10 protein-coding genes are annotated in these 12,046 nt (G+C 40.6%); all 10 read right to left on the reverse strand.

What is annotated here, in order from left to right; translation table 11 throughout:
* Nucleotides 1-331: 331 nt before the first annotated feature.
* Nucleotides 332-2,149, reverse strand: coding sequence for an excinuclease ABC subunit UvrC (gene uvrC, locus D0T49_RS09460; RefSeq protein ID WP_163630748.1), 1,818 nt, complete (start codon nucleotides 2,147-2,149; stop codon nucleotides 332-334).
* A 35-nt stretch (nucleotides 2,150-2,184) separates the two neighbouring features.
* The gene (locus tag D0T49_RS09465) at nucleotides 2,185-2,625 is read right to left on the reverse strand and encodes a GNAT family N-acetyltransferase (RefSeq protein ID WP_163630750.1); all 441 of its coding nucleotides are present in this window, start codon (nucleotides 2,623-2,625) and stop codon (nucleotides 2,185-2,187) included.
* A gap of 616 nt (nucleotides 2,626-3,241) precedes the next feature.
* Nucleotides 3,242-5,116 (reverse strand): tRNA uridine-5-carboxymethylaminomethyl(34) synthesis enzyme MnmG, encoded by a 1,875-nt coding sequence (gene mnmG / locus D0T49_RS09470; RefSeq protein ID WP_163630753.1) that lies wholly within the window; start codon nucleotides 5,114-5,116, stop codon nucleotides 3,242-3,244.
* Between the two features lie 234 nt (nucleotides 5,117-5,350).
* Nucleotides 5,351-6,130 (reverse strand): SDR family oxidoreductase, encoded by a 780-nt coding sequence (locus D0T49_RS09475; protein WP_163630755.1) that lies wholly within the window; start codon nucleotides 6,128-6,130, stop codon nucleotides 5,351-5,353.
* Nucleotides 6,131-6,347: 217 nt separating this feature from the next.
* Complete coding sequence (locus D0T49_RS09480; RefSeq protein WP_163630757.1) at nucleotides 6,348-7,355, reverse strand: aspartate-semialdehyde dehydrogenase; 1,008 nt, start codon at nucleotides 7,353-7,355, stop codon at nucleotides 6,348-6,350.
* A gap of 662 nt (nucleotides 7,356-8,017) precedes the next feature.
* The gene (locus D0T49_RS09485) at nucleotides 8,018-8,830 is read right to left on the reverse strand and encodes a purine-nucleoside phosphorylase (RefSeq protein WP_163630758.1); all 813 of its coding nucleotides are present in this window, start codon (nucleotides 8,828-8,830) and stop codon (nucleotides 8,018-8,020) included.
* The gene (lpxK, locus tag D0T49_RS09490; RefSeq protein ID WP_163630761.1) at nucleotides 8,802-9,872 is read right to left on the reverse strand and encodes a tetraacyldisaccharide 4'-kinase; all 1,071 of its coding nucleotides are present in this window, start codon (nucleotides 9,870-9,872) and stop codon (nucleotides 8,802-8,804) included. Before lpxK ends, D0T49_RS09485 begins: the two co-directional genes overlap by 29 nt.
* 21 nt (nucleotides 9,873-9,893) lie before the next feature.
* Nucleotides 9,894-10,115, reverse strand: coding sequence for a membrane protein insertion efficiency factor YidD (gene yidD / locus D0T49_RS09495; protein WP_163630763.1), 222 nt, complete (start codon nucleotides 10,113-10,115; stop codon nucleotides 9,894-9,896).
* Nucleotides 10,116-10,741: 626 nt separating this feature from the next.
* Nucleotides 10,742-11,131, reverse strand: a complete 390-nt coding sequence (gene rnpA, locus D0T49_RS09505) for a ribonuclease P protein component (protein WP_163630767.1) — start codon at nucleotides 11,129-11,131, stop codon at nucleotides 10,742-10,744.
* Between the two features lie 157 nt (nucleotides 11,132-11,288).
* On the reverse strand, nucleotides 11,289-12,044 hold the full coding sequence (locus D0T49_RS09510; protein WP_163630769.1) for a uroporphyrinogen-III synthase: 756 nt from the start codon (nucleotides 12,042-12,044) through the stop codon (nucleotides 11,289-11,291).
* Nucleotides 12,045-12,046 lie beyond the last annotated feature (2 nt).

The raw sequence follows: 12,046 nt of genomic DNA on the forward strand, positions 1-12,046 counted from the left end.
ATTTTCTGTAAAATAAAAGTTTTGATGGTTGTAAATTTTAATAAGCTAATAAGGTTTCATTTTTATTTACTCCTTGGGGTTACTAAGGTTTTCTTTTTTTGAATAAGGTTTTTCAAATATAAACCTTATTTTTCATCTTAAACCTTAGTAACCAATATTGATAATAAAAAGATAACCTTATTACCTTATTAGTTTGCCTCATTGGATTTTTTAGTGAATCAAGTTATAAGTTCGAGTAAGTTAATCCGGTGGTTTAAAATTTTATTAAATTACTACCTTTTCTTTGAAATATTTCCTGTCATCTGCCCACCGAAATTAAAATATTCGATTCTCAGGAGCTCAAATCGGAATGGAAATAGTTGTAAACTATTGATGCTCTGTGGTTTCCAATCAAATTTTTCAGTTCTTCAAAATTTGCGCTTTTAATTCGTTTTACGCTCTTAAAGTGTTTTATCAGTTCGTTTTTGGTTTGTTCGCCAATTCCTTTCACCGAATCGAGCTCCGAAGCTACTTGTTTTTTGCTCCGCTTGTTGCGGTGAAATTTTATGGCAAAACGGTGCACCTCATCCTGAATAGAAGCAAGGAGTTTGAAAAGTTGGTCGTTTGGTTTTAGCCCTATTTCTTTCGGAGGAAACCCGAACAGCAATTCGCTTGTGCGGTGCTTATCATTTTTTGCCAAGCCGGCTATTGGTATTTTCAGATTCAGCTCATCTTCCACCACTTTTCGTACTACTTCCATCTGTCCTTTTCCACCATCGGTAATAATGAGGTCGGGTAGGGGGGTGCCTTCTTTTATCATGCGCGAGTACCGTCGTCTTACCACTTCTTTCATCGAGGCGTAATCGTCCGGCCCTTGCACCGTATTGATATTGTATGTGCGGTAATCTTTTTTCGAGGGTTTGGCTTTTTTGAAAACCACGCAGGCTGCTACGGCACTGCTCCCCGATATGTTGGAGTTGTCGAATGCTTCGATGGTCATGGGGAGTTTTTCCAAGTGCAGTTTTTCCTGTACTTCTTTCAAAATAGAAATCGCCCGTTGGTCGGGGTTTAGTTTTTCTTCCTGTTTCAGTTTGTCCAGTTTAAACTGCTTTACATTCTGCATAGCAAATTCGAGCAGTTTTTTTCTGTCGCCACGTTGCGGTATATTCACCTTTATGTTTTCCATCGGAAAGTCGATGTCGAAAGGTACAATTATTTCTTTCGAGTTGCTTTGCAGTTTCTCCCTGAGTTCGAGTATTGCCATTACCAGAATATCCTCTTTGTTTTCATTCAGTCGTTTTTTATACTCGATGGTGTAACCTTGAATGATTGATCCTTTCGAAATACGGATGATACTGATATAAGCCGAGTTTTCGTCTTCATCATATCCAAAGGCATCGGTGTTTTCAACAATTGTGTTGGCAATAACCGATTTTACTTTGAAACTTTCTATCAGTTCGTATTTTTCTTTTAGTTTTTGTGCTTCTTCAAATTTGTATTCGGCTGCAAGTTCCTGCATTTCTTTATACAGCATTTTACTTATTTCGTTGGCATCGCCCTGTATTATTTTCCGAACCTGTTCTATGTCGTTCTGATATTCTTCTATTGATTGTTTCCCTTCGCAGGGGCCTTTGCATCTGTGAATATGGTATTGCAGACAAACTTTAAATTTTCCTGCTTCAATATTTTCTTTCGTTAGCGGCAGGCGGCAGGTACGTATCGGATATAGTTCGTGTATAATTTCTAAAATTGAGTTGATAGTATATGTGGAGCTGTAAGGACCAAAATACTGCGAACCGTTTTTTATGATATTCCGTGTTTTGAATACGCGCGGAAAAACTTCTTTTGTGATACAAATGCTGGGATAAGTTTTATCATCTTTCAGCATTGCATTATACCGAGGGCGGTATTCTTTTATCAGATTGCTTTCGAGCAAAAGTGCATCGGCTTCGGTTTCGACTACTATATATTTTAAATGGTCGATGTTTTTTACCAATACATTTACCTTTGGGTATTCGTGTATTTTGTTGAAATAGGAAGAAACCCTCTTTTTTAAATTTTTGGCTTTTCCTACGTATATAATTTCGTCGTTCGAGTTGAAATACTGATACACTCCCGGCTTGTGCGGTAGTGCTGCAACTTCGTTTTTCAGTCTTTCGTTCTTTTTCATGATTATTATTGTTCCACGTGGAACAATCGTTCTCTTTATACTATCAGATTACAATTTCTTTCGTCTTCATCAATTTCCGCACCAATTTTTTTGTAGAAATTGATAGCTTTTTCATTCCAATTTGAAACCTGCCAGCGCAGTTTGTGGCAGTTATTTTCTTTTGCAAAGAAAATAACATTATTAATTAAGTCAGTACCGATACCCTCACCTCTGAATTTTTCTTTCACATATAGGTCGTCCATATACAGGCTTTTTCCACTCCAGCTTAAATAAAAAAAGAAGAAAATAGCATATCCGACAATTTCGTTTTCCGAATTTTCGGCAACAAAACAATTAAAGAAATCTTTTTCCGCTCTCATCCGCTCTGCTGTGTTAAGCATCTTTTCCGGTACTTTTTCGAACAGAGCAAATTCTTCGAAAAGTATTATTAGCTTTTCAAAATCGTTCTCGGTAGCTATTCGGATGTTGTATTTCATATTTTCTGTTAAGTATAAAGTATTTGCTTTTTTGTTCCCTTCGTCCTTTCGAATTTGTAATTAGTTGTGGTCGGAAGATTTCAAGCATTAGAAGAATCCTGACGTTAAGGGCTGTAAGCCCGTTTTAATTTAGCCCAATGGCAAAGCGAAGCGTCGCCTTGGGTTTAAATAAATTAACTATTCAGCGCGCTGAAAGCGCAGGTTAAGCTTTAACTTGGGCTTGCAGCCCGCTAAGTTTGCTGTTGCAAACTAACCCAAGGCGACGCTTCGCTTTGCCATTGGGCTGCGCTCGAACTTGTTCGCTTGGCTTGCCAAGAAATCCGATGTTACATATATTGTGTGTTGCGTACCTACGGCACGCTGATTTTGTGTATTTGTACGTAATTACCAAACTTTTGTCCTACGAGACTTTTTGTTTTCATGTATTTTTTCGATATATATTATTTATTTCTTTTTCATCACTTTTATTAGTTTTGATATTTTTTTCTTTGTTATATATTAAGGCATTCCTATGTCCCGTAGGGACGGAAGTTTGGTAATAATAATTTTCGCAATAATTAGCGTGCCGTAGGTACGCAACTTTATTTATAATTGTTCCACGTGAAACATTCCGTTTTTATCGGCCAAGTAATACGAGCAATATATTTACGTCGCTTGGCGAAATACCCGGAATACGCGATGCCTGCCCAATTGTTTCGGGGTCTATCTTTGTGAGTTTTTGCCTCGCCTCGGTCGATATGGTGTGGATAGAATTGTAATCCACTTTTCCCCGTAGCTGGATATGTTCCAAGCGTTGCAGCTTATCTGCTATCATTTTTTCGCGTTCGATATAGCCCGCATATTTCATCACCACTTCTACCGATTCTACAATTTCCTCTTTGCGCGATTCAATCTGTTCTATTTTTTCTTTCAGTGCAGGCATTGCTTCGGCCAACTCATTAATGCCAAATTGTGGGCGGAGGATTAAGTCACTCAGTTTGCATCCATGCTTCAGTTCCGAAGACTCTTTCGATTGTAAGAACGGATTTATCTGCGCCGGTTTTATCGAATAATTGTTCAGAAAATCGATTAATTTATTCTGCTCTTCTTTTTTCGTTTTATGTAGACCAAATCTAACATCTGTTGCCAATCCCAATCGATAGGCTTTCTCAGTCAAGCGCATATCCGCATCATCCTGCCGTAAAATTATCCGGTATTCGGCACGCGATGTAAACATTCGGTATGGCTCGTCCACTCCTTTTGTCACCAGGTCGTCAATCAGTACGCCAATATATGCCTCATCGCGTCCAAGCACAAAGCTCGTACCGCCATGGCAATTAATATGGGCATTTATTCCGGCAATCAGTCCTTGCCCTCCGGCTTCTTCGTATCCGGTAGTACCATTAATCTGTCCTGCAAAAAACAGGTTTTTTATCCGTTTGGTTTCCAGTGTATGGTTTAATTGCGTGGGGTCGAAAAAATCGTATTCAATAGCATAGCCCGGACGGAATAGCTCGGCTTTTTCCAATCCCGGTACAGTTTGGATTGCTGCTATCTGTACCTGATAGGGTAGGGACGAAGAGAAGCCGTTTACGTAATACTCCTGCGAATCTACTCCTTCGGGTTCGAGGAATAACTGATGTGCTGTTTTGTCGGTAAAGGTCACTATTTTAGTTTCGATGCTGGGACAATATCGTGGGCCTATGCTTTGTATCTGTCCGTTGTAAAGGGGCGATTCGGGTAATCCTTTTCGTAATTCCTCATGAGTTTCCTCGTTGGTATATGTTATCCAGCAACTCATTTGTTTTAACTCGCGCTTTACATCTTCCAGAAAGGAGAATTTATGAAAATCATCTTCGCCCACCTGTTCGGTCATTTTCGAAAAGTCGATGCTTCGTCCGTCTATCCTCATTGGAGTTCCGGTCTTCATCCGTTCGACGGTGAATCCGTGTTCTTTCAACTGCTCGGCAATGCCATACGACGAAGGTTCGGAACACCGCCCTCCTGCTATTTGTGTTTTGCCTATATGCATCAATCCATTGAGGAAAGTACCGTTGGTAAGGACAACGCATTTTGCACGAAAAGTTATCCCAAGAAGGGTTTTTACTCCGCTAACCTGACCATTTTCTATGGTTAGCCCGGTAACGGTATCTTGCCATATATGCAGGTTTGGTGTACCTGTGAGGGTTTTTATCCATTCTTGAATGAATTGCATACGGTCGCTTTGCGAGCGGGGGCTCCACATTGCCGGCCCTTTCGACCGGTTCAGCATACGAAACTGGATGGCGCTCCGGTCGGTAATAATTCCCATTTGCCCGCCCAACGCGTCAATCTCACGAACAATCTGTCCTTTGGCAATGCCTCCCACAGCCGGATTGCAGCTCATTTGACCTACTTTGTTCATATCCATTGTTACAAGCAGGGTGTTCGAACCTAAGTTAGCGGCGGCACAGGCTGCCTCGTTTCCGGCATGTCCGGCACCTACTACAATTACATCGTATTTGAAATTCATATTTAGATAGCTTTTGTAGCACAAAGTTACATAAGAATAAGTATTTATCCGCATTTGTTTTTGCTTTTTCTAATCTGTGATTAGAAAAAATACCATTATTTGAGGTAGGAAAGTAATGCTGATTTCGGCAAGCCGGGAGTAACTGTTTGGCGAAGTAGAGTGATGTTGAAGGAAGTTGTAAGTAAAGAAATTATATTTTATTTGCAAGTGAAAGGATAGGGGAGAACTCCGATTTTAATTGTTGGATACGGCTATATTTTTCTTATTTATCCGGTTCGAATACCATTTCAGGATGAATGGAAAAACGTTGAACAGGTAGATTGTAATCCGGCTAAAAGGGGCGGTGTATATTGTTTTTTTGTTTTTTTCGAATCCTCGTATTATTGCTTTGGCTACTTGCTTGGGAGTTTGCACTGTTCCGGGCATTTCTACTTTTTGGCCGCTTATCATATCCTCGAAAAAGTTTGTATGCTTAACTCTCGCCGGATATATGCCTACTATTTTGCCTTGTGGCGGAAATTCGTATTTTACGGTTCGTATAAATCCATCCAATGCCGATTTGCTGGCGATGTACACGGGATTGGTAGGCAGATGAACTTTTGCTATGCAGGATACTGTGATGGCAACCATAAATTCTTTGGCAGTGTTCAGGTGCAGGTCGAGCATTTTTTTAGTAATATAGATAGATGCCAGTACGTTGGTTTTGAAAATATTGTCGAAATCTTTCCATTGGGCGTGTTGGTGTGTGTGGAAGTAGGAATATCCTGCATTTGAAATGAAAATGTCGATTCCACCGAGTTTTTCTATCGCAAAATCGAATAATTCATCAATGTTTTTTTTGAGTGAAATATCCGCTTTGAAAGGTATTATGTTCATTGCAATAGGGATATTCCTCATCCTTCGCCCCACGGCAATTATTTTTGTTCCTTCATACTTCGACAGCATATACATAAGTTGCTGTCCTATGCCTGAAGTGGCTCCTGTAATAATTATCCGTTTGTTTCTCAAATCCATAGCATTTCTCTCTCTCTGGCTAATACAGAGTAACTGTTACTCTGACAATATGAACGTTTAACAGGATAAAAAGTTTATTTTCGGAGTACGAACCCTGTTCTTTTAACATTATGTATCGTACCGTAAAGTATTTTATCCTGCGTTGTAGGATAGCGGTGTTAAAAACAAAAAGCCATAAATAAACTTATGGCTTTTTGCTATATTATAACGGGTAAATTCAGATGTTTTTTTCTGCAATCAGGTATTCTGCTATCTGAACTGCATTGAGTGCTGCCCCTTTTTTAATTTGGTCGCTTACACACCAGAAAGTCAATCCATTAGGGTTTGCCAAATCTTTGCGGATGCGCCCTACATGCACAGGGTCTTTTCCCGAAAGGAACAATGGCATAGGATATTTTTTCTCAGCCGGACTGTCGATAACTTCAATGCCTTCGGCTTTTTCAAAAGCCTGACGTGCTTCTTCGATGCTGATAGGTTTTTCAGTCTCTACCCAGATGCTCTCAGAGTGTGCGCGCAAAGCCGGAACACGTACGCAGGTTGCACTCACGGCAATGTCCGAATGCATGATTTTACGTGTTTCGTTAAACATTTTCATCTCTTCTTTGGTGTATCCGTTTTCGGTAAACACATCAACCTGTGGTATAAGGTTGTAAGCCAACTGGTATGCAAATTTCTCGATTGTTACTTCTTCGCCGTTTACAATTTGTTTGTATTGGTTTTCAAGCTCGTCCATAGCGGCTGCTCCCGCACCGCTTGCTGCCTGATAGGTAGATACGTGCACTCTTTTGATATGCGAAAGCTCCTCGATAGGCTGCAATGCCACAACCATCTGTATGGTGGTACAGTTAGGGTTGGCAATGATGCCGCGCGGACGGTTTTTAGCGTCCGCAGCATTTACTTCGGGCACTACCAATGGCACATCATCATCCATGCGGAATGCGCTCGAATTGTCAATCATTACAGCGCCAAATTTGGTAATATCTTCTGCAAACTCTTTGGAAGTACCTGCGCCTGCCGAAGTGAAAACGATGTCCATACCTTTGAAATCGTCGCCATGTTTCAGTTCTTTGACCGTAATCTTCTTTCCTAGATACTCGTAAACAGTTCCTGCACTACGTGAAGACCCGAACAAAACCAGTTCGGTAAGCGGGAAATTACGTTCTGCCAATACCCGCAAAAATTCCTGGCCAACAGCGCCACTGGCACCTACAATTGCTACTTTCATTTAATTTCGATACTTTTTGGGTTGTAAAAAGATTTATTTAATTATTTCCATATTATCGGAAATTTCTGCAAAAATAATTCATTTTCACAGATTTCGTGCATTAAATCAGTAAATTAAGTGATTTTTCTTTTATTTATAGAGGCAAAGACAGAAAGACGCGGGGTTAATTATTAATGTTTAATTATTATTTGTTTCCGTATAGCGGCTTTCAGTCCGCTTTACGGATAATTCGCCTTTGTCCCATATAGCAGCGTATCGCTACGTCACCAGATGATAGTAAGCAAGTATATATTTCCGGCACAAGTTACGCTTCGCTAAACTTGCGCCAGTGGGGGGCACTATTTGGAATATGGCTGCTTTTCAAGCAGGACACGGACTACAATTTCCGACACGTCGGAATGTAGCATCCGCGCCAGCGAGAGAATGAGTAATTTGTGGAAATTTGCGTTATCTGCGAAATTTGCGTTCTATCTTAAGAACCATATTTTAGGCGTAAAGCGGATGGAACATTCCGATGTGTCGGAAATTGAAGCCGCTATACGCCATGCAATACCGTACAGCGGCTCGAAGCCGCTTGTCGGATAAATCTCCCTCTCTTGACAAAGAAATAATATGAATTTATTGGTAAATTAGCGCATTAGGTCACATTGGCACATTTAAAGTTATATCCGCTTTACCAGTTCTTTCATTATCGTGGTCATAAGGGGTTGCGCTTTGTTGCCTATTTCCTGAACTTCCTCGTGCGATACTTCTACTATTTTTCCTTCTACACCTAAGTCGGTAATGATGGACATGCCAAATACTTTTATTCCGGCATGGTTCGCTACAATTACTTCGGGTACGGTGCTCATTCCTACGGCATCGCCGCCTATTATGCGGAAGTATTTATATTCGGCGGGAGTTTCAAAAGTCGGGCCGCTTGTTCCTACATACACTCCCTCTACCACGCGGATTTTGTTTTCGTGTGCTATGTCTTTTGCTTTTTCTATCAGCTCTTTGGAGTATGCTTCGCTCATATCGGGGAATCGTGTTCCCATTGCGGGGTTGTTTTTACCCCGCAGGGGGTGTTCGGGAAACAGGTTGATGTGGTCGGTTATAATCATCAGGTCGCCTATTTCGAAGCCGGGATTCATGCCCCCAGCTGCATTCGAAACAAGTAACGTTTCAATGCCCAATGCTTTCATTACCCTGACAGGGAATGTTACCTGTTTCATATCGTATCCTTCGTAGTAATGAAAACGCCCCTGCATGGCGAGTACATCCACTCCGCCGAGCTTACCCACTATTAGTTTACCGCTATGCCCTTCGACGGTGGAAACGGGGAAATTCGGAATAGTTTCGTATGGTATTTCGGTTTTGTCCGTAAGTTCGGTTACTAAATTGCCTAAGCCTGTTCCTAAAATTATTCCGGTTTTGGGACGGGTAGATATTTTCTTTTTTAAGAAATCAGCGGTTTCTTGAATTTTCTCTAACATAGCGTTCTATTTTTTCGGTGAATAAAGTCTCTTTATTATCTAATATCTTTACTTGTATGGGCAGTGCAAATGTTTTTGATTTTAGTTCGTTCGGATAATCGGGGTTTGATATAATCCGGGCAGCGTCTTTCTCAGTTACAACAATTATTTTCTGCGTGTGGTTCATTGCGCCTATTTTTTTTGTTATTGCGTCAATATCGTCCGGCGAAAAGGAGTGATGGTCGGGAAACAGCAACGAATCGATATGCGATGAAAACTGCCTCAGATATTCTATCATGGGTTGTGGCGATACAATTCCGGCTACAACTAAAATGCCCGTATCGGGCGTTATCATAGCTTTTTTATCAGATTGCCCGAACACGGGTTTAAGCTCCTTGTAATCGTACGAGGAAAAGAATAGTGTTTGCTGTCCGTTGGGTTTTAATTTTGATTCGATGGATTCCATTTTGCCCCTGCCGATGGTAGCAGGGCATTTGGTCACTACAATTATATCAGCACGCCGGCTACCTTTTTTTGATTCGCGCAGGCGCCCCGAAGGCAGGTAAAAATCGTCGATATATAGCCTTGAATAATCGGTTAATAGGATGGAAAATCCTGCTTTTATATGGCGGTGCTGAAAAGCATCATCAAGTACCACTGCCTGCAAATCGGGGTATAATTCCAATAGCTTGGATACTCCTTGCACCCGCTTCTCGCATACGGCAACTGTAACGTCCGGAAATTTTTGATGTATCTGAAAAGGCTCGTCGCCGATGGTATTGGCATTGGCACTGGCATTGGCCGGGCGAAATCCTTTTGTCTTGCGTTTGTAGCCACGGCTAAGCATTGCTGTTTTCCACTTGTTCTGCAAAAAGGAGAGTATGTATTCGGTATGGGGGGTTTTGCCTGTGCCGCCTACTGCCAGATTGCCTACAGAGATAATAGGAATGTCAAACTCTTCTGACCGAAGAATGTCCTTGTCGAAGAGTATATTCCTTATCTTGCTTACAAGCCCGTAAAGCAGTGAGAAAGGGTATAGAACGATGTACTTGAGTTTTGCCATTTTTCTACATTAATACTTATTTTATGGTACAGGGTCGTAGCCACAGCCCCCCCAAGGGTGGCAACGGGCGATGCGTTTTACGGCGAGCCATCCTCCTTTTATTACGCCGTGTTTTTTCACAGCTTCGATAGCATATTGCGAGCATGTAGGGGTATATCTGCATCGCGGGGGGATGAATGGCGATATGCAGATACGGTATATATATACAGGAAGCAGTACGATAAATTCGATTATTTTTTTCATTCTTTTCTGTGTCTATGACCAGTAATTCATTTAAAAGAATTATTCTGAGATTTCCGTTTAAATATAAATATTTTCATCTGTATTATTTATCTGTTCTAATTAGGATAACCATCAAAATTACATTTTAAACACCCAATTCATCAGATATTTTTCTTTCGTTTCTCGCTCTCAAAGTCCCTCTCTCAATAGGGAGAGTTCCGATATTTTTCTTCCGATATTCTTTTGTCCTCCAGCCAGACAGGCTTTTACTTTTTCCTATAGCTGAAAAAGTAAACAAAAAAGCCACCGCTANCACCGCTACACCTGCTTCGCTAAAATTCAGCTTCACTACGCTACAGGCTTTGAAACTCCTCGCTTCGCTCGTCAAACAGCAAATCCTGTTTAACGCTGCGTTACGCTGAATTTCTTTACGCTCACCAGCTGAGGCGGAAAGATTAGCTTCGGCTACGAAAGAATAAAATAGCAATTCTGCATATTTTGATGCGCTTGTCCTTCGTTCTAATGGCTCGCGCAGGTATTTACCTGTGCGTTGCTCGTTAGAGCAAATTATCTGAATGTAACTGTTTTTCAAGTCAAGTCTACGCCAGCGGAAAATACAGTTTCAACGATTATACAATTCAAACGATTCAACATTGAATCACTGCTTCTTTTATCTTATTCAGAGCGTTTGTCATTTTTTTCTCAATATAGGCAAAGTCCTGTTCATCGTCTGATATGTACTGAAAAGCGATATTTAGCCGGAGTTCTTTTTCGGTTAATACTTCGGTCAGGAGATTTTTATTCAGTCGGTAGGCTTCGCGCATCAGGCGTTTAAGCCTGTTTCTTTTTACAGCCCGTTTAAAGCGTTTTTTAGGAACGCTCACCATTACTTTGACCGATACGTCATTTTCTTTTTTTTCGACGGAATAAACGACTCTAAAAGGGTAATTGATAAATGCTTTTCCTTCGGAGAATAATCGTGTTATCTCCTTCTCTTTGCAAAGGTGCTCTGCTTTTGGAAAAGAATTTGGTTTCATTTATCTAATTATTAATTGTTAGTTTTTGTTTATTAAGTGTGCCGTCGGAATTAAACGTTCAAAAAAACACATTAAAAAAAAGAAATATCCCAAAAGTAAGGATTTTCTTCCGTACTTCCGGGATATGTTTAGAATAATTATGTTGTTGTAAAAACAATTACTTTTTTTGTTTTTTTACTTCTTTCAGGAAATTGTCCAGAGCCATTGTCATCGAAGGGACACCCGGCTGGGGAGCTTCTAAATCCAAACGCAATCCTGCGTCGCGTACTGCTTGTGCAGTGGTTGGCCCGAAAGTACCGATTTGTATTTCGCCTTGTTCAAAATTGGGGAAGTTCTTCAGCAACGAGTCGATTCCTGCCGGACTGAAGAATATAAGCATATCATAATCAAATTTTTCGTCGGGCCCAAAATCGTTGCTAACTGTACGGTACATGATAGCTTTGTCGAATTTTATTTTGGATCCTTCCAATGCTTTTAGGGTGTCCTCGTTCTGAACTTCGGATGTTACGAACAGAAATTTTTCGTCGGCATGCTTGTTCAGTACTACAATAAATTCGGGTAGTTTGCCTGTTGGCGAAAAAAACACTTTACGCTTACGGTACTGGATATAGCGTTGCAGATATAAAGCTACTGTTTCGGATATGCAGAAATACTTCATTGTTTCGGGAACGTTTACCCTCAACTCTTCGCACAAACGGAAAAAATGGTCGATTCCATGGCGCGAATTGAATACTATTGCTGTGTAATCTAAAATGTTAATGCGTTGTGTTCTGAACTCTTTCGCTCCAATGGGGTCAACTTTGATGAAAGGACGAAAATCAATCTTCACGCTGTATTTATCAGCAATATCGTAATAAGGTGATTTTTCAGTTGTGGGTTTCGGCTGCGAAACCAGTATCTTTTTGACTTTCAACT

The sequence above is a fragment of the Paludibacter sp. 221 genome (assembly GCF_010501035.1).
GTDB lineage: Bacteria > Bacteroidota > Bacteroidia > Bacteroidales > Paludibacteraceae > QVMH01.